Raw genomic sequence first — 22279 nt, 5'->3', positions numbered from 1 at the left:
CTTCACGCCGCAAGGTGCTTATCAAATAAAAAAGGATTGCCCAGGCAATCCTTTTTTATTGGTGAAAACGTGCGGTGATTTGTACCTACTGGAAGGTATAGAGCAGATTAAAGGTGGTGACCGTATCAACCTGCTCTGTGCCATCGGGCACTACTTCGGTGTATTTCACGTTCATGCCCACTTTAAAGGCCAAGTCCTGAAACAGGATATTCTTGTAACCCATATCGAGTGTCACTGCGCTATTGTTTTGCCCTGTCTCGGCGGTGAGGTCGGCAGTAAAGCTGCTGTACTCATGAATTCGCTGCTCAAACTTGGCGGCGGCCCGTACAATCACATCTGTATTGGCATCGGGGTCTGGTTCAGTGGTGGTGGCTTTCGCCAGGCTGTATTGATAACCGGGGCCGATTTCGAGTTTGAGTTTGGTGGCATAGCTGCTGATGGCATCAAAACCGTAACCCACGGAACCCGTGTACAGGCGGGTGTATGAGCCAAACTCATCCCAGGTACCCTCACCGCGGCCAAAGAAGTAACCGGAATCGACCTTGTAGTTGGACTGCAACTGGACGTCGTACTTCTCTGCGGTAGTTTTTTCTGAATCGGACGCAAAATAGGCCTTCAACAAGGCTTCCTGCTTGGCTTTTTTGGTGTCGTAAATCAGCCGGGTGCGACCGTTAAAACTGGTGGACTGGGTGTTACCCGTATTGAGCTGGAGACCGGCTTCCACTTCTGCGGTCAGCCCTGTGGCGGGTTCCTGATACTGGGGCGGTACAAGTGCCTGTGCCTTTAGGCTTAACAGCAGGCAGCCGATGGAGAGGATACGTTTGTTTATCATTATTCAGCCTGTATTCCCGGTTTGACTACAGGCCCGGACTCCCGGGCGAAGATGCGACGGGCAATCATACCTTTGATGGTGGCCAGAACAAAGTTATTGCTTGAGTTTTCGGCCGTCATTATGTAGTATTTCGCGCCTTATCAGCCCGATTGAATTCGTTCCTTGCCTCTAACTTGGTCCGGCTGAGCCAATAACGAGGCTACAAACCCGTAAGGAGCAATAAATGCGTCATTACGAAATCGTATTTATGGTTCACCCTGATCAGAGTGAACAAGTAGCTGGTATGATCGAGCGTTACACCGGTGTTATCACCGACGCTAACGGCAAGATCCACCGCTTGGAAGACTGGGGTCGTCGTCAACTGGCTTACCCAATCCAGGATCTGCACAAGGCTCACTACGTTCTGATGAACGTTGAAGCCACTGCTGAGTCTGTTGAAGAGCTGGAGACAGCTTTCCGTTTCAACGACGCTGTTCTGCGTAGCATGGTTATGCGCACCAAGGGTGCCATCACCGAAGCCTCTCCAATGGCTAAAGCTAAAGATGAGCGTGATGCTCGTCGTGCTGCCATCAGTGAGCGCTCTTCTGACGCTGATGAAGCCGAAGAAAACGCTGAAGAATCTGCCGAGTAATTTCTGTTTGTGACCGCAAACTCTTTGGTGCTGACTGGCTCTGTATTAAGGGTCAGACGCTTTAAAAGCCCGGCCGGGATCCCACACTGTGTGGTTCAGCTTGAGCACCGAAGTCAACGTTTCGAAGCCGATTTGCCCAGAAACGTATATTGCCAAATACAGGCAATCATGAGCGGTCAGCACTTTGAGTGCATCACAGATAAATTGCAGGCAGGCATGGAGATCCAGGTAACAGGTTTTCTATCGACTCAACAGAGTCGGAGTGGACAAAGTCGCTTGGTACTGCATGCCGAAAATGTCGAATTGAAATCTTAGGAGACTGTCACATGGCACGTTATTTCCGTCGTCGCAAGTTCTGCCGTTTCACCGCTGAAGGTGTTGCAGAGATCGATTACAAAGATATTGCTACTCTGAAGAACTACATCACTGAGAGCGGCAAAATCGTTCCTAGCCGTATCACCGGTACCAGCGCCAAGTACCAGCGCCAACTGGCTCGCGCCATCAAGCGCGCTCGTTATCTTTCTCTGCTGCCATACACTGATCTGCATCAGTAATTCCAGCATTGAAGCCTAATCGAATAGAGAGGATTTGATAATGAACGTTATTCTGCTTGATAAAATCGCAAACCTGGGCAACCTGGGTGACCAAGTGTCTGTAAAGGCTGGTTACGCTCGTAACTTCCTGCTGCCTCAGGGCAAGGCCGTTGTTGCCAACGCTGAAAACGTAAAAGTTTTCGAAGCCCGCCGCGCTGAGCTGGAAGCCAAACTGGCTGCCGACCTGGCTGCTGCTGCTGACCGCGCCGAGAAGATCGCTGCTCTGGAAGCTGTTGTTATCGCTTCTAAAGCCGGTGACGAAGGCAAGCTGTTCGGTTCAGTTGGTACTCGCGACATCGCCGATGCCGTGACTGCTGCTGGCGTTGAACTGTCTAAAGCCGAAGTTCGTCTGCCACTGGGCGCTCTGCGCACCACTGGTGACTTCGAAGTTGAAGTACAGCTGCACACTGAAGTTAAGTCTGTTGTTAAAGTAACTGTTGTTGCTGAATAATCAGATTTGATTTTAAAGAAAACACCGCCTCCGGGCGGTGTTTTTTTATGCCTGCATAAATGGCATCAGGGGCATAAAAAAGAGCCCCATTGGGGCTCTTGTCTTCTCAACTCAAACGATTAGAAGCTGTAGCGAGCAGTAAACTGCACACTGCGGCCGGTTTGATAACCACTCGGCATCAGGAAGTTCTCACTGATTTCTGTGGTGCCGCGCTGGAAGTCCTTCTGCTGGTCAATGGTATCAGCTTCCTGGAAGTTGAATACATTGAAGATGGTAGCTTGCAGGATTAAGCCTTCTACAGCGGCAGGACGATAGGTAAAGCTTAAATCGGCCTGGTACAGCCAGTCGGTACGACCATAGTCACCACGGTTAGTCAGTTCCTGTTCTCCGTTTTCATTGAGGCAATAGAAACTGGAGGCTGAATAACGTTTGAAGTTGTTGGCGTCATAAGCGGTGCTGCTGCCACCACCATCCAACATATTATCGGTTCTGACATAACCCTGGCAGCTAAGTGGCGTGCCAGAAGTCGCCGACAGATAAACGCCAATATTGAACTCATCCGTCACTTCATACAAGCCATAGGCCTTGAACTGATGAGTGTGATCGGTAGGTAAGTCGCCGTCAGCACCATCCATAAAGTTGGCATGGTCGAAGTCCTGGGTTGCGCCTGGATCTTCCTGAGCCAATGAGGAGTTCACATAGCCTTCTGCGTTTCCACTGGCGTTTGAAAGCACATAGGAGAAGTTAGCTTTCCAGCCATCCGCCAACGCGCGCTCAGCTGTCAGCTCCAAACCTAAATACTTACGCTCATACTCTGGTAAGCCATGGTATGAGTTAGGTGTGGTTACCACAGTCAGATTACCGTCATCTTCCAGATCCATGGCAATTGTGATGTCATTGCCTGGGTTGACTATGATACAACCCTGCATGCTGCGTGGGTCGAAGTTGTCATAGCCGTTGTCGGCGGCCCACTTGGTAAAACCATCATGGCCACAGAAGTCGTCCATGCCATCACCGATCTTCCTGCCCATGAATTTGGCACCGAGGGTCCAGTTGTCGCTGACCTGCTGCTGGTAGCCCACAATCAGTTCGTCCTGATACATGGGGTTCAGATTACGGTCGGCTATTACTTCAGGATTTGGAACCTGGATGTCTACGACACCGCTGCCGATTTCAGCGCCCGTCGCCACAGGGCGACCGGTTGCCTCATCAAATCCACCGGGGTTGTAGTACCAGTGCTCCGCGAAATACTCATTGCGGGTTGCACGGATGTTGGTATTGGCAGGGACCGGAATATAGTAACGACCCAGGGTGGCATATAGCTTTTTGGTTGAGTCGCCATCAATATCCCATGACGCGCCGAAACGAGGTGCAATCAGGTTATCGGACTCAAGGAACACATCACCATTGGCGTCATAGTTGGTGAAGGTTTCGTTGCGGATACCGGCATAGAGCAGGATATTATCGGTTACCTGCCAGTTGTCTTCGATGTACCAGGCCGTGTTTTCCACGCCGAAGGTTGCAGTCAGAGTATCTGATTCCCAAGTACGGACTACTTCTGTACCGCAAGGCAGATTCACACCATTCAGGCGGCAGCCGTTGACATCATTGGCGGTAAAATAGCGGTAGTAAATGCCACCAGTATAACTTTCGCCTGGTGACGTAGCTTCGTACTCTTCTTTGTTGTAACCAAATCTCAGAGTATGGTCACCAAGTGCCCACTCAAAATCGGCCTTCCAACTGGTACGCTCATCCTCGTCAATAGCATCATCACTGATAAATACCTGGTCCAGATCCCAGCAGCCCACAGGGTACAGGTGAACGCTGTCGGTGTTGTCATAGGCACGTGGACACTCACCACCTTCGAGGAATGGTGTTTGCTCGTAACGATTGGTCAGGGTGCCGTATTGCAGGTTGGCAGTCAGACTTTCAGTGAGGTAGCCGGTGTAACCGAGTACCATCATTTCGCCACCCGACTTCAGGGTGTAGTTATTGCGAAGATCGCCATGCTGACCAACAAATTCAACATCTTCTGGATTGTCATAACTCCAATACTCGCGATCCTGTTTGTTGTTCAGATAGGTAAAGCGAAGGCTGTGATCTTCAGTGATAAACCAGTTGAGTTTAGCGAAGTAGTTAGGGGTATCGTTTTTGTCCCGATAACTGGTGATCCAGCCATAGTTATCGTTTTCTTTGTTTTGCCCCTGAAGCATGGCAAAGAAGAACAACTTATCTTCGATAATTGCCCCTGAACCAAAAACGTTGTACTCCAGCTTGTCATAGCTGTCTTCAGAATTAAATGTACCGATGTCGTCAGCATTGTAGTCGTAGACGTCTTTATTGGATGAGCGCAGAGCATCAGGCGTGTAATAAGCTGAGCCGCCAAACTCCCACTCATTTGAACCAGACCGGGTCACAATATTGACGATACCACCGAGCGAGCGACCGTATTCAACACCATAACCACCGGATTTCACCTGAGTCTGAGACACTGCGTCTTGAGGCAGGTTTGCGAAGCTAAGCAGGGTTCTGAGGTTGGTTACGTCCATACCATCGATGTAGTAACCGTTCTCCGCGATGGATGAACCGCCGAATACAGGCAAATTACGGCCAAAGTTCTGTCCGCCCTGAACGGCACCCGGAGTCAGCAGAGCCACTGAGACTATGTCTCTTGCAACTGGCATCTGAGCAACCACTTCCATGTCATATACAGTGCTGGACTCGACAGATGAGGTATCAATGCGTTGGATGCGTGAACCCATCACCTGAATAACTTCGGTCGTGCCATCAAAGGCCACATTGGTGCCTGTACCGATAACCACTTGTACAGTTTGGGTTTCCCCTTTCGCATTCACTATTTCATAAGTGCCTGCCGGGACGCTGCCAACGTTGAAGCGCCCTTTGTCGTCGGCATAGATGGTTCGGGTAACACCAGTCTTGACGTTTTTATAGGTGATGGCGGTTCCAGCATCGGCTTTACCGTAAATGGAGCCATCGGTGTTACTGGCGGCGAAGCTGGTGCTGCTGAACGCAAAGAGCGCGCTAACAGACACTGCCACCAGGGTACGGCGGAAGTTGGTTCTAGACATGAGAAGCATTCCTTTGAACGTTTGTTATTTTAGATTCATGTGCTTACCTGCTTATGGATGCAGGTTGGCTGGAAAATCTTCTCACATTATGTGTATAAAGTGTATCCAAAAGTTATATCAATGTTAATTTGTGATTCAGATTGTGTCATTGGAAACAAAAAAGGCCGCTATCAGTAAGCGGCCTTTTTTAATTAATGATTATCAATTAGTTACCAGGGTTAGTTCCTGTAACAAATTCTGTGCGTTATCCACCTTATCCATCATCCACAGGATATAGCGAATATCCACGTGGACTGCCCGGGTGATTTCCGGGTTGAAGAACCAGTCTTTGGTGATGGCTTCATAGGTGGAGTCAAAGTTGAGTCCCACCAATTCACCACGACCATTGAATACCGGAGAGCCAGAGTTACCACCGGTGGTATCTACGCTGGAGAGGAAGTTCACCGGCACCGAATTGAAGGCTTCGGGTTTGTCCTGACAGGAGAACAGTTTACACATAAAGCTGCGGGCGTCCGGGTAGAGGTCATCCACCTTGTGTGTGCCCATGTCACCACGCTTGATGGCATCCAGCACCTTTTGCGGCGCGTTGAATGGCTCTACGCCAGTGTGTTTGGCCACTATGCCTTCCAGACGGGTGAAAGGCTGCTTATAGAGAGCATCACGTGATTGATAGCCATCCACCATACCGTAGGTGATACGCAGGGTACCGTTGGCGTCGGGGTATACCGGCCAGCCTTTATCCTTGTTATAGGCAATCACGGCCTGCATCATCGCCGGGCGGGCAACGCTGAGCTTGCCGTCCAGGGTCTTTTCCGCTTTTTCCTGGGCCATGCGGGTGTCGTAGAGTGCCACTGCCAGTTTGATAAAGGGATCGTTACTTGCCTCAAAGTCAGCCGGGGTTTTGTCCATCCAACCAAGACGTGTGGCCTGATCGGTGAGGCCGGTGGTTGCAAAGAGTCCGTCCAGCATGGATGACAGGTCCTGGCCGTCTTTAACTGCCAGCATCTTGTCCAGCACATCCACGCGTTGGTCTTGACCGAGATACTCTTCAATATCCGCCTGCCACAGCACCTTGTCGACTTTCACATCAAAACTGGAGTCGATACGCTTCAGGCGATCGGCGAACATCTTCATGTCCCGTTCCTGATAGCCCAGCTCCCTGTCGGCATCGGCTTTTTGTTTCTCTTTGGCCAGGCGATAAAGGCTGTTTGCTGCGGTGAGCAGGTCGCTCGATTGGGCATTGTTGAAGTAGTAGGTGGTCTGATACTGAGTTTGGCCCTCTTTAATCAGTGCCTTGAGTTCATCCATCTGTTTGGCATCGCCATGGCTGGCATACCAGGTCATAAAGGCATCTTCACGTTGCTGCTTGATGGCGGCAATGTCGGTAGCTTTAAAGCCGTCGAGCAGGCCGTTCAGCTTCTTCATGCGGTTGGCCATACCAGCCACGGTACCGGCGTACTTAATGGCCAGTTCAGCATCGGCAGCGCCCATGGCTTCGATGGTATCTATACGGGCCTGGAAGCGTTTGGCCTGGGTGGGGTAGAGCCAGTCACTGGCAAACTCAAGTTCGGTGGTCAAACGGTAGCGGCTGGTTGAGCCTGGATAGCCAGCGGCAAATACGCCATCACCGGCTTTCACGCCGCTGGCGTTGATCTTGAGGAAGCTTTTTGGCTGATATGGCACGTTGTCTTCTGCGTAAGGTGCCGGTTTGCCATCTTTACCCACATAGGCGCGCAGGAAGGTGAAATCGCCGCTGTGGCGTGGGTATTCGTAGTTGTCGATATCGCCGCCGTAGCCGCCAACACTTTCAGGCGGCGCGTAGACGAGGCGTACATCGCGGATCATCAGCTGCTTGATGAGGTAGTATTCCAGGCCGTTGTGGAAGCTTCTGACCGAGCAGCGGTAGTTATCGTCACTCTCACACTCTTTGATGAGTGCCTTTTGACGATTCTCAATCGTTTCAACACGGGCCAGTGGTTCTTCCGGCAGGGCGTCACGGATCTGCGCACTGACATCTGTCACGGCTTCGGTCACGTACAGGCGCTCGTTGGGGCCAGCAGAAGGCTCTTTGTCCATGCTGGTCGCCAGGAAGCCATCGGCAAGATAGTTTTTCTCTTTACTGCTGTTATATTGAATGGCTCGGAACGCGCAGTGATGATTTGTCACTGCCAGCCCTTGGGGGGATACAAAACTGGCGGTACAATAGCCCAGCCCCACCACGGCGTTCATGGGATAGCGGCTTAAGTCGGCCAACTGCTCAGCTGGTATGTCGATACCGCGGGCTTTGAGTTTGTCTGCGATGGAAGGCATTTGATAAGGTTGCCACTGGCCTTCGTCGGCGAGTGCCACTCCGGAAGAAAGCACCAGAGCCGCTGCCACTAGGTTGCGCATGTTGATTCCTTAATTATTGTTCGTGAGTCCATCGTGGATGGGATGCGTTTGGCTTTGGTGATGCCAAAGTCGGTGAGTTTTATACCATATTTTGCAAATCCGTTGGATATTGGGAGACTGAATGTCACAGGAAACCGCCTTTAAACCAAAGGGCAAGTTAAAAGATGCCCAGGTTGAAGCCATCAAAATGCCGCCGCATTCGATAGAGGCCGAGCAATCGGTGCTTGGCGGCCTGATGTTGGATGCTGAGGCTTGGGACAAAGTGGCTGAAGCCGTGGTTCGTGAAGACTTTTACTCCCGTTCCCACCGATTGATTTTCTCTGCCATGCAAAAGCTGGTGGAGCAGGGCCAGCCCCTGGATTTGATTACAGTGTCAGAGCAGCTCGAACTGAATAACGAGCTGGACGATGCCGGTGGTTTTGCCTATTTGGGTGAAATTGCCAAAAACACCCCCAGCGCCGGTAACATATTGTCTTACGCTGAAATTGTGCGTGAGCGTGCCGTGGTGCGGGAAATGATTCGGGTTGCCCACGAGATTGCCGATGCGGGATACAACCCTGAAGGCCGCGATTCCAGTGCCTTGCTGGACCTGGCGGAAACCAAGGTATTCAAGATTGCCGAACAGCGGGCCAATGCCAACGAAGGCCCCGAAGACATCAAGGCTATCCTGGAAAAAACCGTCGATAAAATCGAGCAGTTGTACAACAACCCCCACAACGGTGTGACCGGGGTATCCAGCGGCTTTTCGGATCTCGACCGGATGACTGCGGGTTTTCAAAGCGGTGACCTGGTGATTGTGGCCGCACGTCCGTCCATGGGGAAAACCACCTTCGCCATGAACCTCTGCGAATACGCCGCCATGAATGAGGATAAACCGGTACTGATTTTCAGTCTCGAGATGCCCTCGGAACAGATCATGATGCGTATGCTCGCGTCCCTTGGCCGTGTTGACCAAACCAAGGTGCGTACCGGCCAGCTGGATGACGAGGATTGGGCGCGGGTGTCTTCCACCATGGGGTTGATGCTCGAGCAGGGCAAGATGTACATCGACGACAGCTCTGGCCTGACCCCAACCGAAGTGCGCAGCCGTGCCCGCAGGGTTGCCCGTGAGTGGGGTGGCCTGTCGATGATCATGGTGGACTACCTGCAGTTGATGCAGGTTCCGGCGCTGGCGGATAACCGTACCCTGGAAATCGCCGAAATTTCCCGCTCGCTCAAGGCGCTCGCCAAGGAGCTGGAAATCCCGGTGATTGCCCTGTCACAGCTTAACCGCTCGCTGGAACAAAGGGCCGATAAACGCCCGGTAAACTCGGATCTTCGTGAATCCGGCTCTATCGAGCAGGATGCGGACCTTATCATGTTTATCTACAGGGACGAGGTATACAATAACGACTCCCAGGATAAAGGCACTGCCGAAATCATCATCGGTAAGCAGCGTAACGGCCCCATTGGCCGGGTGCGCCTGACCTTCCAGGGGCAATTCTCCCGCTTTGACAACTATGCCGGCCCTCAGTTTGAAGAAGACTGATCCTTGCTCGAATCTCACAAGGCAGATGTATTGAAACCTTTTCCCCGCGCAGAAATCAGCAGTCGCGCGCTGAAGGCCAACCTTAAACGGCTGCGTCAAATTGCCCCGGGCAGCAGGGTCATGGCCGTGGTGAAAGCCAACGGTTATGGCCATGGACTGCTCAATGTGGCCCAGGTACTAACCGATGCCCATTCAGATGCTGATGCAGATGGTTTCGGGCTGGCAAGGCTTGAGGAAGCTCTGGAGGTCAGAGCCGGTGGTGTGTCCGCCAGACTCTTATTACTGGAAGGCTTTTTCCGCAGTGAAGATTTGCCCCTGCTGGTGGAGCATGACATAGACACGGTTGTTCACCATGTCTCCCAGCTGGATATGCTGGAATCCGTCAGTCTGTCCAAGCCTGTCACCGTGTGGCTCAAAATCGATTCAGGTATGCACCGGCTGGGGTTTCATGCCAGCGAGTTTGAGGGCGTGTACCAGAGACTGCAGCAAAACCCCAATGTGGCCAAACCCGTGCATCTGATGACACATTTCAGTTGCGCCGATGAGCCGCAAAAAGATTTTACCGCTACACAGATGGCCCATTTTAACGCCCTGACCCAGGGATTGCCCGGCGACAGAACCCTGGCTAACTCAGCGGGGGTGCTTTACTGGCCGCAAAGCCAGGCCGATTGGATTCGTCCGGGCATTGCGCTTTACGGCGTGTCTCCCGTAGCGGGTGACCTTGGAAGCAACCACGGCCTCGAACCTGCGATGGAGCTGGTATCGCAATTGATAGCGGTGCGGGAGCACAGCGCCGGCGAGAGTGTGGGCTATGGCGCATACTGGACGGCCAGACGCGATACGCGCCTTGGTGTGGTGGCCATAGGTTATGGTGACGGTTACCCCCGCAATGCCCCCGAGGGCACGCCGGTACTGGTTAATGGCCGACGGGTGCCCATTGTTGGCCGGGTTTCCATGGACATGCTGACAGTGGACCTGGGGCCTGCCGCCACAGATAGAGTGGGTGACAGGGCACTTCTCTGGGGCAAGGATCTGCCCGTTGAAGAGGTGGCGGAGCGAATTGGCACCATTGCCTATGAGCTGGTGACCAAGCTAACCCCAAGGGTGGCGGTTTGCCTCGATTAACTTAAAAAAGGCGCTCATTTTTGGAGCGCCTTTTTTGTACCGTATTAATTCTCGAAGCAAATCTCAATGTAAGCAGTACCGTAGGGGCTGGTGAATGGCATGATAATTTTGGTGCCATCGGCCTTGTGGGAAATTCTGTGACCCGTTCCTGCCACTACCACTGGGGTCGCCATCTCAAAATCGTATCCCTTGTCACTCAAGAGGTTTTTGGCGCCGCCTGTGACCATATTGGTGATTTCGCCCACCATATCAGTGACCTCATCATTGATGGTCCCCGGGTTTTCGCCCAGCATGTTTTGCATGATTTGCAGTGCCAGACTTTGCTCGAACGTGATGGACATAGAGCCCTTGGTCTGAGGGCCTACCATGCCAATCAGCCCTGACACATCCCCCTTGGCAAGATTATCGGTTTTCAGCCGGGGCTTACCCGGAGTGAGCTGCATCGATGCCATGGTCGAGACAACATTGAGCAGAGATTGTAGAAACGGATTGATAAATTCGACATTCATGCTTGGCGATTCCTCGCTGATAGCCTGGGTGCGACCCCCTGATGGTGACCACATACCCATAAGCGTAGATGAATTTATGCGGCGAAGTGAACTTTTGCCCCCACTGGCAGCGGCTATTATGGGTGTCGTTTTTTATTGTGCGAGTGTAAAATAGCCGCCCTTTTACGCAGTCTACAGGATGGGGAAAGCTCATGCCATCGCCACTCAACCGCACCTTCTCTGTCGCGCCCATGTTGGATTGGACCGACAGACACTACCGCTATTTTGCACGTCTGATGTCCAAAGAGGCGCTGCTTTATACCGAAATGGTGACGACGGGCGCAATTCTCCACGGAAAAGGCGATTATCTGGCCTACAACCAGGAAGAGCACCCCCTGGCGTTGCAGTTGGGCGGTTCAGACCCCAAGGATTTGGCGGCCTGCGCCAAGCTTGCCGAGGCCCGTGGTTATGATGAAGTGAATATCAACGTGGGTTGCCCGTCTGATCGGGTACAGAATGGTCGCTTCGGTGCCTGCTTGATGGCCGAGCCTAAGTTGGTGGCTGAGTGTGTAGACGCCATGCGTCAGCAGGTGTCTGTTCCTGTCACGGTGAAGACCCGTATTGGCATTGATGAGCAGGACTCTTACGGGTTCCTCACCGACTTTATCGATACCGTCTCTGCGGCTGGCTGCAATACCTTTATTATTCATGCCCGTAAGGCCTGGTTGCAGGGATTGAGTCCGAAAGAGAACCGTGAAATTCCGCCCTTGGATTATGAGCGGGTGTATCAGCTGAAACGGGACTACCCCCAGCTCTCCATCAGTATCAATGGTGGCGTGACCAGTATAGAGCAGGCTAAAACCCATCTGACGCAGCTCGATGGCGTCATGGTAGGCCGTGAAGCGTACCAGAATCCCTATATTTTAGCCTCGGTGGACACTGAGCTTTGTGGTAATCCAGCGGTTGTCAGCAGTCGGGAGGAGGTTATCGGGAAGCTGCTTCCTTATATCGGGAAACACCTCGCCGATGGTGGACGCCTGAACCATATCAGTCGACATATCATTGGTTTGTATCAGGGCTTGCCGGGCTCCCGCGCCTGGCGGCGATACCTGAGTGAGAATGCCCATAAGCCGGGAGCTGGCATCGAAGTAATTGAAAATGCAATAAAAGCCATGGAGCTCACCACTAACTAAGGCCCTCTTAAGCGTCATTTGGTGAAATTAACCACAACTGTGGTTAATTTCACCTGTCTCCAATCTTAACGCTCGCCTCAGACCCCACTCTCTTTTTTAACTTTTAATAAAATCCTTTAAAAACAGATCGATAAAATTTTTATTAAACTTGGCACGACACTTGTAATACCTGATGTGACATAGGTTAACAACAGGAGTGAACACCATGTTTAATCGCACACTGACCGCCCTGGCCCTGATGGTTACTCTGGGAATGGCAAACAACGTTCAAGCTACTGAATTTTCAACTACCGATCTGCTGCGCTCTGTCGAAATGAGCGTGATGAACCAAACCAAGGAAATGCTGCAAAATGCTGCTTTGGACCTGGAATTGGAGCTTAAAGCTGAGCTGACCAAGACCTGGGGAACGCTGACTGAAACCGCATCTGCCAAAGATGAGGAACAGAAAAAAGCGCTGGTCGCCGCCAAGGAGTAAGGCATGTGGTTGACACTGGGACTCTCGATGAAAACCGCATTGGTCTTGATGTTACCCGTAGCAAGCTTTCTGGCCTGTACCCTGGTGACCTACCTGATGCGCTGGCACAGGATCTAACTTCAGTGAAAGGAAAAGCATGAATATGGGCATTGAAATGCGTCTTAAAAATCCCCGTCGTCTGGTGTGCGGTGTGGCCGCCCAAATGGCAACCAAGTTTGGCTCGTCTTGCATGTGGACTCGGGTTGCCTGGATGGTGTCGACACTCATCAATCCAGCCATCACCCTGTTGATTTACTTTGCCCTGGCGCTGGTAATGGACAAGTGGGAGGCTTGATGGGGCTAAATGCTGAGTGAATCTGCCCCTTGTTAACGGTATTGCTTCAGTGTCGTTAGCAAGGGGCAGAGGGTTCAGGATTTCGTAAGAAACGCCTGAAAGCGGGCCTTGGCCTCATCGCTTTTTAATCTTTCCCCAAAGGCTTCCAGCTCGAGATGCATCTGGTGCTGCACCCTGTGTTTGTGGGGACGCATTAATTGCCGTGTTTGCTGCAATGCCTGCGGCGGTTGGCTTGCCAGTTTACGTGCCTTGTCCAGTGCCGTTTGTTGCAATTCTTCTTTGGAACACAAGGCATTGATAAGCTTCAATGACAATGCCGTCTCGGCGTCGAATGGCTCTGCGAGTAATAGCAGTTCAGCTGCCTTTTGATAGCCAACCAATTCGGGCAGCAAGATACTGGCACCTGCCTCGGGCACCAATGCCAGATTTACGAAGGGCAGTTGGAATTTAGCGCTGTTATCGGCATACACCAAATCGCAGTGAAGCAGTAGGGTGGTGCCAATACCAACAGCGCTGCCACTCACTGCTGCCACCAAGGGTTTTTTCAGCTCCAGCAAGCAATACAGGAAACGCACGGCAGGGTGATTTGGACCTAATTCACTGTTTTGCAAAAAGTCAGCAACATCATTCCCCGAGGTGAAACAATTGGCTTCACCGGTCAGCAGGAAGGCTCGAATGTCATTGTCGCTCTCACCTTGCATAAGGTATTCTGTGAGCTGCCTGTACATATCAAGGTCTAAAGCATTGCGTTTTTCCGGGCGATTGAAGCTGATTACCCTTACGCCATCCAGATCCTTGACGAGTATTTTACTCATGGGGTTGTCCTCAAAAAATAGCTTGGCTTGACATGGAGTGTATGACATTGAAATCGATATTCAAACACATGTTTAATTTCGGCCTGGTTGGCCTGCTGTCCATGCCCGCCATGGCTGAGATTATAGTAAAAGATGGTTTTGTGCGTGCCATGCCGCCATCCTCCCCCAATACCGCAGCCTATTTCACCCTCGAAAATCACGGTCCGTCCACCGAACTGATTGCCGTTGAGACCAACATCGCCAAAGAAGCGCAGTTGCACACCCTGCTGACCGAAAATGACATAGTTAAAATGCGCCAGGTTGAAGGGTTTGACTTGCCGTCACACGGTACCTTGAAACTGGGTGAACAGGGTGACCATGTCATGCTGCTTGGGCTTGCATCACCGCTGGCCGAAGGCAACATGGTGACACTGCTGCTTAAATTCAAAGATGGTCAGACCCTTGAGATCAAACTGCCGGTAGCCAAATCTGGCAATGCTCAGGCAGATGAACATCATCACCATCATCATTAAAGGAGTAATTCAAGATGCAAGTGACATGGAAAAAGGTCGCTGGTGTGGCGGCTGTGATAGTCGTCATCATGTACGGCGTCAGTGTCTGGTGGAGTGTTGAACCTGATGTGCTTGAGCCGGAGGTGCTCAACGCGGAAAATGGCCAACAGATCGTGGGTTATGCTACGACTTCCTCACTCATCAATACCGTTGAAACCCTGCTCAACAAACAAGGCGGTTGGTTATCCAACGACACCACGCCACCGTCAGTGTTTATGGATAATATGCCGGCGTTTGAGTTTGGGGCCCTCGAACAGGTGCGGGACCTGGCGCTGGTAATGCGTAAAGAGTTCAGCCGCTCTCAGTCACAATCGACCGCCGATAACGACCTGCTGGAGGCACACTCCAAGCTCAATATCGATCACACGTCCTGGTTGGTGCCCAGCGCTGAAAGCGAGTACAGCGATGCGGTTAAACTGCTGAAACTCTACCGTGCACGTATTGCCGACACCAGTAATAGAGACGCACAGTTTTACGCCCGGGCTGATAATCTGAACGAATGGCTGAAAGAGGTACAAAAACGTCTTGGCAGCATGTCACAGAGGCTGTCGGCCAGTGTCGGTCAGGAAAGGCTTAACACAGATTTGGCCGGTGATAATTCGGCGCGTCAATCCACCCCCAATTTGGCTGCACAGCAAATCAAAACCAGCTGGTGGCAAATTGATGATGTCTTCTATGAGACCCGCGGTTCTTGCTGGGCCTTGCTTAACTTCATGAAAGCCGTCGAGGTCGATTTTGCCGATGTGCTCAAGAAGAAGAATGCCGAAGTCAGTTTAAAGCAGATCATTCGTGAGCTGGAATCTACCCAGCAGACCGTATGGAGTCCGCTGGTCCTTAACGGTTCAGGCTTTGGCTATGTGGCTAACCACTCTCTGGTTATGGCCAACTACGTCTCACGCGCCAATGCGGCGCTCATTGATTTAACCAATTTGCTTTCACAGGGTTAATTATGAAAAAAACCATTCTGGCTGCCTCACTGCTTTCTGCGTTGGCTGCGTTTTCGGCCAACGCGGCCACTGTTGTTGGTTTTAAAGTCGGTGCCGATTACTGGCATGCGGATGCCAAAGGTAATGTGCCTGACGATGCCGGTAACCTGCACGGGTTTGATTACGACACATCGGGCCAGACAAGTGTTTGGTTTGCCGTTGAGCATCCTGTGCCCTTGCTGCCGAACCTGCTGATCCGTGAAAATCGCCTCGAGGAAGACGGTTTTAACGCTGATGCTACTCTGGCCTTCGGTGGTATTCCTTTCAATGGTGAACTCTATAGCACCATGGATCTGAGCAATACCGACTTTGTGCTTTACTACGAGCTGCTGGACAACGATATCGTGTCCCTGGATGTGGGCGGCGCCTACAAAAAGATGAACGGTTCACTGCGCATCAGCAATGCCTCGGGTGTTGCTGCGCAAAAGGACTTTACCGACGGTATTATCATGGGTTACGCCAGTGCCGTGGTAGGAATGCCTGGTCTCGGTCTCTATGGCTTTGCCGACCTGATGGCGGGTTTGGATGAAAGCCAGGTATACGATTACAGTGTGGGTCTTGGCTGGGAGTTTGATGGTATAGCGCTGGATACCCGTATCCGTGCCGGTTATCGTGAGTTCAGTTTCGATGTGAATGGCTTCGATGGCATCAGTACTGACAGCAGTTTCAAAGGCTATTTTGCCGGTGTGGAACTGCTGTTCTAAGTCAGTATCAAAGTTATAAAAAAACCGCCATCAGGCGGTTTTTTTATACTTGTTACGATTATTCTGCAGCCTTCAAACCATTGTTGATGGCAATCACATCATCCTCGTTCAGGGTGCCGGCAGCTTGTTTCAGAGCCAGCACCGAGCTGATGTAGCTGTAACGCGCATCAGACAGTTTACGCTTGGAGTCGTAGAGGTCCCGGGTACGGTTGAGCACGTCAACGATAGTACGGGTACCCACTTCGAAACCAGACTGAGTGGCACCGAGTGCGCTTTCGGACGACAGCACGGATTGCTCATAGGCACGGATAGAGCTGATTGAGGCACCCACGTTATTGAAGTTGTTTCTTACATCCTTCACTACGCGGCGATACGTTTGCTCCAGCTTTTCACTGGCTTCCACATACTTGTACTGAGCCTGTTCCACCTGGGAGGTGACCTTGAATCCTTCAAAGATAGGGATAGACAGTGTCACGCCGATAGAGCTGTTGTCGTAATCAGGGCCGGGTGTTTGTTCAAAACCCTTGGTGTAACCAGCGCTCAGACTCAGAGATGGGTAATGACCCGCTTTATAGAGGGAAATCGTCTCTTCTGCGATGTCTTTACCAATGCGTTGAGTCAGCAGATCAGTACTGTTGCTTTCTGCCATCTTAATCCATTCGTTGGGAACGGCAGGCGCGGGGGCGGCGGCACTGAAACGGTTTGTGTCCAGTACGTTGATGGACTTATGGTCAATCCCTGTAATTTCACGCAGTGCTTCATAGCTGTTTGACAGGGTGTTTTCGGCCAGAATTTCGGTGGCAGAGGCCAGGTCATATTGGGCCTGGGCTTCGTGCACGTCGGTCATGGCTGTCAAACCCACGGCAAAACGCTGTTTGGTTTGCTCGAGCTGACGCTCAATGGCGCGCTTCTCTGCGCCCTGGAACTCGTAGTTATCCTTGGCCTTGAGTACGTCAAAGTAGGCTTTGGTCACACGGGTGATGAGGTTTTGCAGCGCGGACGCATAGGCTGCATCGGCTTGCGCGGCGGCTTTCTCAGCCAGTGACAGGCCAACCCAGGCGCTGTGATCATAAATCACCTGAGTTAATTTGACGCCACCGGTAAAGCCATCGGAGTCTTCGGATGGGTCTTTCCAGGCCTTGTCGTAACCGACATTGGCACTGATGGTGGGCAACAGGGGAGCGCGGTTTTCTTCAATCTGGGCGTAAAGCGCGTTGCGCTGAGCCTGAGCCTGCAGAACCAAAGGGTCGTTGGTCAGTGCCTGCTGATAGATTTGAAGCAGATCATCGGCATGGGCATTTGTTGCACCGGCTGCCAAAAGCACTGCGGCGCACAGAGAGCTGAGCTTGAATTTCATTGGCTGTCCTTATTGAGACAATGTCCCCCAGGGGGGTAATAACTGGGTTAAACTGATGTGCCCTTATACCCGGGCGGTTCGCGCTTCCCGACGCTTCCCGAAACAGCTAAAAGTTAATGGTTGAAATACTAAAAAATCAACCATTTTTGAGTCAAACCCGAAGTGTAACAGATTTTATTTTAAATCTTTGTGCGAATCCCATGATAATAAGTGAATCACCTCGTCAAGGAGCAGCGAATGTTTAACAGACTCTTCAGTCGTGAAGACATTGAAGTACTGGACTCGAGCACCCTGTATCAGGGTTTTTTCAAGATGGTCAGGTATCAGTTTCGCCATCGTTTGTTTGCCGGTGGCTGGAGTGAGGTCGTCTCGCGGGAAGTGTTTGAACGTGGTCATGCTGTTGTGGTGTTGCCCTATGACCCGGTAACCGACCAGGTGGTGTTGATTGAACAGGTTAGGTTTCCGGCACTCGAAACCTCTGAATTCCCATGGCTGCTGGAGTTGGTGGCGGGCATGATGGAAGAAGGAGAGTCGGCCGAAGAGGTGGCCCGCAGAGAGTTGATGGAAGAGGCGGGGCTTACTGCGTCGCGGGTGCTGCCCATCGGCAGCTATCTCTCCAGTCCCGGTGGCTGCAGCGAGCGCTTTTATTGTTTTATGGCTGAAGTCGATGCCAGTCAGGCGGAAGGCCTGCATGGCCTTGCCCATGAGCATGAGGATATTCGGGTGCACGTGATGAGCCGCGAAGCCGCCTATGCCATGGTCGAAAGTGGTGAAATTGATAATGGCTCAACCGTGCTTGGCCTGCAGTGGCTTGAGTTGAACCGGCACAAGCTCGTGCGGAGTAACTTTTGAAGGGCAAGGGATTGAAAGCTCGCTATCAGCCGGATCTCAACGGCTTTTTGGCCTTGTGTGGCCGAAACTATGCCTTGTTGCTGCGCTGGCTACCCTCTGCGCTGGCCATGGATGCCCCCGCCAGCGTACGTGGCAGCCACGGCATCCTTAAAATCACGCTGGTGGAAAATACCCGCTACACCCAATTGGTCGAAATTTCCCGCCCACTTGGAAAAACACCGCTAATTGAAGACCCTAAGGTATTGGTTCGGATTTATCATGATGCTAAATTAGCAGAAGTGTTAACTGGTCGGCAGTTTTCACTTCTCAGTGCGGTGTATGATTACCCCAATTTGCGAATGTACCAAAGTGATGAAAAGTACCAGGTCAATGCATTCCTGGAAGAGTTATTGAAGATTGGCTGCCGATACCAGTCGGCTGTGCAGTCTTAATTGTGGGTAAACATAGTGCTGAAAGAGGCTGTTGAATATTCGTTGGCAGAAGGGGAAGCTGCGCGCCTGGTGCAGATCACCGATCCACATTTATTTGCCAGCAACGACGGACAACTGCTGGGCGTTAACACCAGTCAGAGCCTGGCGGCTGTGCTCAATACCCTGAATGCCACCCATTATCCCGCGCACCTGATGCTCGCCACCGGCGATATCAGTCAGGATTACACACCGGATTCCTACCGTAACTTCGTTCAGGCAATCGAATTTCTTGGCCTGCCTTGCCATTATTTGCCCGGAAACCATGATGACCCAAGGGTCATGAGCCTGCATATGCAGGGCCCCAGAGTCTTCGGTCAGCAGCGTATTCTGATTGGGAACTGGCATATTCTGATGTTGGACAGCACAGTGCGGGGAAAGCCCGGAGGTCATATGGGGGAGTTGCAATTCTCTCTCATAGACCAGGCCATCGCAGCATACCCGAACCACCATACACTGCTGGTGATGCACCATAACCCTATTCTGATGGATTGCGCCTGGCTCGATCAGCACTGTATGGATAATGGCAGTGACTTTCTCGTCAGGGTATCTGCATACCCTCAGGTGAAGGGTATTCTCTGGGGCCATGTGCATCAGGCCGTGGATGAAGTCTATGCCGCAGCCAATGGTCAGCTGCCGCTGATGGCTACCCCATCTACCTGTATTCAATTCAAACCCAAGTCGCCGTACTTTGCCCTCGATCATCTGCAGCCCGGCTACCGTTTGCTGGAGCTTTTGAGCGATGGTAGCATTCATACACATGTTTACCGAGTGCCGGGCAATCGCTTTGCCCCGGACCACAGCTCCAGCGGTTACTGAGGTTCAGCAGACCGCAGCCTGAGGATGTATGCTGCTTTATATTCATGGATTCAATAGCTCCCCGAAGTCTGACAAAGGCGTATTGAGTGCCAACTTTATGGCTGCGCACCATGCCGGTGTTCGCTTGGTGCAGCCTCAATTGCCCACTGATATTGAGCAGGCAGTCGCGCTTTTGTGTGAGATCACTGAAGAAGCCAAGGCGAGGGGGGAACCACTGAGATTTATTGGCTCGTCCCTTGGGGGCTTTTTTGCCACTTATCTTGCCGAAACCTACGGTGGCAAGGCAGCACTGATCAATCCCGCTGTATCGCCATACGATCTCTTTGAAGCCTTTATGGGACCACAGCACAACCCCTATACCGGGGAAGACTACCTGGTGTTGCCATCCCACCGCGAAGCGCTCAAGCGCTATGATGTTGCTGCCATAGCCAATCCAGACCGTTTTTTTGTATTATTGCAAACCGGTGACGAGGTGCTGGACTATCGCTTGGCACTCGGAAAATACCATTGTTGCCGGCTGTTGATAGAACCCGGTGGAGACCACAGTTTTGTGGGTTTTGAGCGGCAATTACCGGATATCGCCGCTTTTTTAGAGTTACCTTGACAAACCGACTCGCAGGGCCGCACCATGGCCTGAATAACGAAGAATAACGTGCGCCATGACCAATCTATACAATTCTGATGCCATTGAGGTGCTTAACGGCCTTGAGCCGGTAAAGCGCCGTCCCGGTATGTATACCGATACCACACGTCCCAATCACCTGGGGCAGGAAGTCATCGACAACAGTGTGGACGAGGCGCTGGCGGGACACGCAAGTCGTATTGATGTTATTTTGCACACGGATAATTCCCTCGAAGTAATCGACGACGGTCGGGGTATGCCGGTGGATATCCACCCGGAAGAGGGCATTCCCGGGGTCGAGCTCATTCTCACCAAACTCCACGCCGGTGGTAAATTTTCCAATAAAAACTATCAGTTTTCCGGTGGTTTGCACGGTGTGGGCATTTCGGTAGTAAACGCCCTGTCGCGCCGGGTTGAAATTACAGTGCGCCGCGATGCCCAGGTCTACGATATGGCCTTTGAGCACGGCGACAAGGTGGAAAGCCTGACCGTGACCGGCACCTGCGGCCGGCGTAATACCGGTACCCGGGTCCATTTCTGGCCGGAACCCAGCTATTTCGATTCGCCCAATTTCTCCATTACCAAGCTGACCCATCTGCTCAAAGCCAAGGCGGTACTCTGCCCCGGGCTCAGAATCAAATTCACCAACAAGCAAACCGGAGAAGTGCATGAATGGTACTTCGAGGCCGGGCTGACGGATTATTTGAAGAGTGCCGTGGGCGATGCCCCCATGCTGCCCCAAGAGCCCTTTGTGGGCAGTTTTGCCGGTAACCATGAGGCCGCAGATTGGGCCATTACCTGGTTACCCGAAGGCGGCGAATACCTGGCCGAAAGTTATGTAAACCTTATTCCCACTCCGCTTGGCGGCACCCACGTGAATGGCTTCCGTCAGGGGCTGTTGGAATCCATGCGGGAGTTTTGTGAGTTTAGAAACCTCATTCCCCGCGGCATAAAACTGAGCCCCGAGGACATCTGGGATAAAACGGCGTTCATTTTGTCCATCAAGATGCAGGACCCCCAGTTTGCCGGCCAGACCAAGGAAAAACTGTCCAGCCGTCAGAGTGCGGCCTTTGTATCCGGCATAGTGCGCGATGCGTTTTCCCTGTATCTGAACTCCCACACGGATTTGGCTGAAATGCTGGCGGAGATGTGTATCTCCAACGCCCAGAAGCGGATGAAAGCGGCCAAAAAAGTCGCCCGTAAAAAGGTCACGGCAGGCCCAGCCTTGCCCGGTAAGCTGACCGACTGCAGTGGCCAGGACCCCATGACCTCAGAACTCTTTTTGGTGGAAGGGGATTCGGCAGGTGGCAGTGCCAAGCAGGCTCGGGATCGCGAGTTTCAGGCCATCATGCCGCTGCGGGGCAAGATTTTGAATACCTGGGAGGTTGAGGCTTCACAGGTATTGGCATCTCAGGAAGTGCACGATATCTCCGTTGCCATCGGCTGCGACCCGGACAGCGATGATATTTCTGAGCTGCGTTACGGTAAGGTGTGTATTCTGGCTGACGCAGACTCGGATGGTTTGCACATCGCTACCTTGTTGTGCGCACTCTTCCTCAAGCACTACCGGGTACTGGTGGAGCGGGGCCACGTGTACATTGCCATGCCGCCGCTGTTCCGTATCGATATAGGTAAAGAGGTATACTACGCCCTCGATGAGTCGGAAAAGCAGGGGATCCTCGACCGGATCGCGGCTGAAGGCAAAAAAGGTAAACCTCAGGTAACGCGCTTTAAAGGACTGGGTGAAATGAACCCTATGCAGCTGCGCGAAACCACCATGGACCCGAACACCCGGCGCCTGGTGCAGCTGACCATAGACGACAGTGACGATACCATCGCGCTGATGGACATGCTGCTGGCGAAAAAGCGCTCCGGCGACAGAAAAACTTGGCTTGAAACCAAAGGCGATCTGGCAATCATCTGATGTTGCCTGCCCATGATAACGATAACAGGCTAAAGAGAATGTTGAGTAATAC

General features: G+C 52.1%; 23 protein-coding genes. 17 read left to right on the top strand and 6 right to left on the bottom strand.

What is annotated here, in order from left to right; genetic code table 11:
• Positions 1–85 precede the first annotated feature (85 nt).
• Positions 86–832: a DUF481 domain-containing protein gene (locus K0H79_RS15955; protein WP_220076467.1), complete on the bottom strand. Its 747-nt coding sequence runs from the start codon at positions 830–832 to the stop codon at positions 86–88.
• A gap of 223 nt (positions 833–1055) precedes the next feature.
• On the opposite strand from K0H79_RS15955, the gene rpsF reads away from it, so the two are divergent.
• From rpsF to rplI, 4 genes are read left to right on the top strand one after another with little or no spacing between them, the layout of a single operon-like run.
• The gene (rpsF, locus tag K0H79_RS15950) at positions 1056–1463 is read left to right on the top strand and encodes a 30S ribosomal protein S6 (protein ID WP_220076466.1); all 408 of its coding nucleotides are present in this window, start codon (positions 1056–1058) and stop codon (positions 1461–1463) included.
• A gap of 9 nt (positions 1464–1472) precedes the next feature.
• The gene (gene priB / locus K0H79_RS15945; protein ID WP_083766423.1) at positions 1473–1778 is read left to right on the top strand and encodes a primosomal replication protein N; all 306 of its coding nucleotides are present in this window, start codon (positions 1473–1475) and stop codon (positions 1776–1778) included.
• An 11-nt stretch (positions 1779–1789) separates the two neighbouring features.
• Positions 1790–2017 (top strand): 30S ribosomal protein S18, encoded by a 228-nt coding sequence (rpsR, locus tag K0H79_RS15940; RefSeq protein WP_011761169.1) that lies wholly within the window; start codon positions 1790–1792, stop codon positions 2015–2017.
• Positions 2018–2057: 40 nt separating this feature from the next.
• A complete protein-coding gene (gene rplI, locus K0H79_RS15935; RefSeq protein WP_220065665.1) occupies positions 2058–2507 on the top strand; it encodes a 50S ribosomal protein L9 in 450 nt (149 codons plus the stop codon).
• A gap of 119 nt (positions 2508–2626) precedes the next feature.
• Here rplI and K0H79_RS15930 read toward each other — a convergent pair whose 3' ends face one another.
• The gene (locus K0H79_RS15930; protein WP_220076465.1) at positions 2627–5596 is read right to left on the bottom strand and encodes a TonB-dependent receptor; all 2970 of its coding nucleotides are present in this window, start codon (positions 5594–5596) and stop codon (positions 2627–2629) included.
• 201 nt (positions 5597–5797) lie between these two features.
• A complete protein-coding gene (locus K0H79_RS15925; protein ID WP_220076464.1) occupies positions 5798–7987 on the bottom strand; it encodes a S46 family peptidase in 2190 nt (729 codons plus the stop codon).
• Positions 7988–8108: 121 nt separating this feature from the next.
• On the opposite strand from K0H79_RS15925, the gene dnaB reads away from it, so the two are divergent.
• A complete protein-coding gene (gene dnaB / locus K0H79_RS15920) occupies positions 8109–9515 on the top strand; it encodes a replicative DNA helicase (RefSeq protein ID WP_220065662.1) in 1407 nt (468 codons plus the stop codon).
• Positions 9516–9545: 30 nt separating this feature from the next.
• Entirely contained in the window at positions 9546–10640 is a 1095-nt protein-coding gene (alr, locus tag K0H79_RS15915; RefSeq protein WP_220076463.1) for an alanine racemase, read from the top strand.
• 44 nt (positions 10641–10684) lie between these two features.
• Here alr and K0H79_RS15910 read toward each other — a convergent pair whose 3' ends face one another.
• Complete coding sequence (locus tag K0H79_RS15910) at positions 10685–11149, bottom strand: chemotaxis protein CheX (protein WP_011761163.1); 465 nt, start codon at positions 11147–11149, stop codon at positions 10685–10687.
• Between the two features lie 191 nt (positions 11150–11340).
• On the opposite strand from K0H79_RS15910, the gene dusA reads away from it, so the two are divergent.
• The 3 genes from dusA (at position 11341) to K0H79_RS15895 (ending at position 13130) form a co-directional block, all read left to right on the top strand.
• Complete coding sequence (gene dusA, locus K0H79_RS15905; RefSeq protein WP_220076462.1) at positions 11341–12321, top strand: tRNA dihydrouridine(20/20a) synthase DusA; 981 nt, start codon at positions 11341–11343, stop codon at positions 12319–12321.
• Between the two features lie 205 nt (positions 12322–12526).
• Positions 12527–12796: a hypothetical protein gene (locus tag K0H79_RS15900; protein WP_220065659.1), complete on the top strand. Its 270-nt coding sequence runs from the start codon at positions 12527–12529 to the stop codon at positions 12794–12796.
• Between the two features lie 136 nt (positions 12797–12932).
• On the top strand, positions 12933–13130 hold the full coding sequence (locus K0H79_RS15895; RefSeq protein WP_220076461.1) for a PspC domain-containing protein: 198 nt from the start codon (positions 12933–12935) through the stop codon (positions 13128–13130).
• Positions 13131–13204: 74 nt separating this feature from the next.
• Here the strand turns inward: K0H79_RS15895 and K0H79_RS15890 are convergent, their stop codons facing one another.
• The gene (locus tag K0H79_RS15890) at positions 13205–13945 is read right to left on the bottom strand and encodes an enoyl-CoA hydratase (RefSeq protein ID WP_220065657.1); all 741 of its coding nucleotides are present in this window, start codon (positions 13943–13945) and stop codon (positions 13205–13207) included.
• A gap of 32 nt (positions 13946–13977) precedes the next feature.
• Between K0H79_RS15890 and K0H79_RS15885 the strand changes: the two genes are divergently transcribed.
• The 3 genes from K0H79_RS15885 to K0H79_RS15875 are packed head-to-tail and all read left to right on the top strand — an operon-like array spanning position 13978 to position 16186.
• The gene (locus tag K0H79_RS15885; RefSeq protein WP_220076460.1) at positions 13978–14457 is read left to right on the top strand and encodes a copper chaperone PCu(A)C; all 480 of its coding nucleotides are present in this window, start codon (positions 13978–13980) and stop codon (positions 14455–14457) included.
• 14 nt (positions 14458–14471) lie between these two features.
• Entirely contained in the window at positions 14472–15443 is a 972-nt protein-coding gene (locus K0H79_RS15880; protein WP_220065655.1) for a DUF2333 family protein, read from the top strand.
• A gap of 2 nt (positions 15444–15445) precedes the next feature.
• On the top strand, positions 15446–16186 hold the full coding sequence (locus tag K0H79_RS15875; protein ID WP_011761156.1) for a TIGR04219 family outer membrane beta-barrel protein: 741 nt from the start codon (positions 15446–15448) through the stop codon (positions 16184–16186).
• A gap of 58 nt (positions 16187–16244) precedes the next feature.
• Here K0H79_RS15875 and tolC read toward each other — a convergent pair whose 3' ends face one another.
• Positions 16245–17543 carry an outer membrane channel protein TolC gene (gene tolC / locus K0H79_RS15870; protein ID WP_220065654.1) on the bottom strand — a complete coding sequence of 433 codons (1299 nt, stop codon included), beginning with the start codon at positions 17541–17543 and terminating at the stop codon, positions 16245–16247.
• 237 nt (positions 17544–17780) lie between these two features.
• On the opposite strand from tolC, the gene nudF reads away from it, so the two are divergent.
• The 5 genes from nudF to parE are packed head-to-tail and all read left to right on the top strand — an operon-like array spanning position 17781 to position 22227.
• The gene (gene nudF / locus K0H79_RS15865) at positions 17781–18395 is read left to right on the top strand and encodes an ADP-ribose diphosphatase (RefSeq protein ID WP_220076459.1); all 615 of its coding nucleotides are present in this window, start codon (positions 17781–17783) and stop codon (positions 18393–18395) included.
• Positions 18392–18826: a DUF1249 domain-containing protein gene (locus K0H79_RS15860; RefSeq protein WP_258405413.1), complete on the top strand. Its 435-nt coding sequence runs from the start codon at positions 18392–18394 to the stop codon at positions 18824–18826. Before nudF ends, K0H79_RS15860 begins: the two co-directional genes overlap by 4 nt.
• 15 nt (positions 18827–18841) lie before the next feature.
• Positions 18842–19681, top strand: a complete 840-nt coding sequence (gene cpdA, locus K0H79_RS15855; protein WP_220078185.1) for a 3',5'-cyclic-AMP phosphodiesterase — start codon at positions 18842–18844, stop codon at positions 19679–19681.
• Between the two features lie 28 nt (positions 19682–19709).
• The gene (locus K0H79_RS15850) at positions 19710–20285 is read left to right on the top strand and encodes a YqiA/YcfP family alpha/beta fold hydrolase (RefSeq protein WP_220076458.1); all 576 of its coding nucleotides are present in this window, start codon (positions 19710–19712) and stop codon (positions 20283–20285) included.
• Positions 20286–20340: 55 nt separating this feature from the next.
• Positions 20341–22227, top strand: coding sequence for a DNA topoisomerase IV subunit B (gene parE, locus K0H79_RS15845; RefSeq protein ID WP_220076457.1), 1887 nt, complete (start codon positions 20341–20343; stop codon positions 22225–22227).
• Positions 22228–22279 lie beyond the last annotated feature (52 nt).

The sequence above is a fragment of the Shewanella sp. FJAT-52076 genome (assembly GCF_019457455.1).
In the GTDB taxonomy this organism is placed as follows: domain Bacteria; phylum Pseudomonadota; class Gammaproteobacteria; order Enterobacterales; family Shewanellaceae; genus Shewanella; species Shewanella zhangzhouensis.
Note: the sequence above shows the minus strand (reverse complement) of the source record. Positions and strands in the feature narration are given on the sequence as shown.

What these genes read in the sequence shown, in the direction of transcription:
- K0H79_RS15955 (WP_220076467.1), bottom strand. Translation starts at nt 832, where the DNA reads ATGATAAACAAACGTATCCTCTCCATCGGCTGCCTGCTGTTAAGCCTA.
- rpsF (WP_220076466.1), top strand. Translation starts at nt 1,056, where the DNA reads ATGCGTCATTACGAAATCGTATTTATGGTTCACCCTGATCAGAGTGAA.
- rpsR (WP_011761169.1), top strand. Translation starts at nt 1,790, where the DNA reads ATGGCACGTTATTTCCGTCGTCGCAAGTTCTGCCGTTTCACCGCTGAA.
- rplI (WP_220065665.1), top strand. Translation starts at nt 2,058, where the DNA reads ATGAACGTTATTCTGCTTGATAAAATCGCAAACCTGGGCAACCTGGGT.
- K0H79_RS15930 (WP_220076465.1), bottom strand. Translation starts at nt 5,596, where the DNA reads ATGTCTAGAACCAACTTCCGCCGTACCCTGGTGGCAGTGTCTGTTAGC.
- K0H79_RS15925 (WP_220076464.1), bottom strand. Translation starts at nt 7,987, where the DNA reads ATGCGCAACCTAGTGGCAGCGGCTCTGGTGCTTTCTTCCGGAGTGGCA.
- dnaB (WP_220065662.1), top strand. Translation starts at nt 8,109, where the DNA reads ATGTCACAGGAAACCGCCTTTAAACCAAAGGGCAAGTTAAAAGATGCC.
- K0H79_RS15910 (WP_011761163.1), bottom strand. Translation starts at nt 11,149, where the DNA reads ATGAATGTCGAATTTATCAATCCGTTTCTACAATCTCTGCTCAATGTT.
- dusA (WP_220076462.1), top strand. Translation starts at nt 11,341, where the DNA reads ATGCCATCGCCACTCAACCGCACCTTCTCTGTCGCGCCCATGTTGGAT.
- K0H79_RS15900 (WP_220065659.1), top strand. Translation starts at nt 12,527, where the DNA reads ATGTTTAATCGCACACTGACCGCCCTGGCCCTGATGGTTACTCTGGGA.
- K0H79_RS15895 (WP_220076461.1), top strand. Translation starts at nt 12,933, where the DNA reads ATGAATATGGGCATTGAAATGCGTCTTAAAAATCCCCGTCGTCTGGTG.
- K0H79_RS15890 (WP_220065657.1), bottom strand. Translation starts at nt 13,945, where the DNA reads ATGAGTAAAATACTCGTCAAGGATCTGGATGGCGTAAGGGTAATCAGC.
- K0H79_RS15885 (WP_220076460.1), top strand. Translation starts at nt 13,978, where the DNA reads ATGGAGTGTATGACATTGAAATCGATATTCAAACACATGTTTAATTTC.
- K0H79_RS15880 (WP_220065655.1), top strand. Translation starts at nt 14,472, where the DNA reads ATGCAAGTGACATGGAAAAAGGTCGCTGGTGTGGCGGCTGTGATAGTC.
- K0H79_RS15875 (WP_011761156.1), top strand. Translation starts at nt 15,446, where the DNA reads ATGAAAAAAACCATTCTGGCTGCCTCACTGCTTTCTGCGTTGGCTGCG.
- tolC (WP_220065654.1), bottom strand. Translation starts at nt 17,543, where the DNA reads ATGAAATTCAAGCTCAGCTCTCTGTGCGCCGCAGTGCTTTTGGCAGCC.
- nudF (WP_220076459.1), top strand. Translation starts at nt 17,781, where the DNA reads ATGTTTAACAGACTCTTCAGTCGTGAAGACATTGAAGTACTGGACTCG.
- K0H79_RS15850 (WP_220076458.1), top strand. Translation starts at nt 19,710, where the DNA reads ATGCTGCTTTATATTCATGGATTCAATAGCTCCCCGAAGTCTGACAAA.
- parE (WP_220076457.1), top strand. Translation starts at nt 20,341, where the DNA reads ATGACCAATCTATACAATTCTGATGCCATTGAGGTGCTTAACGGCCTT.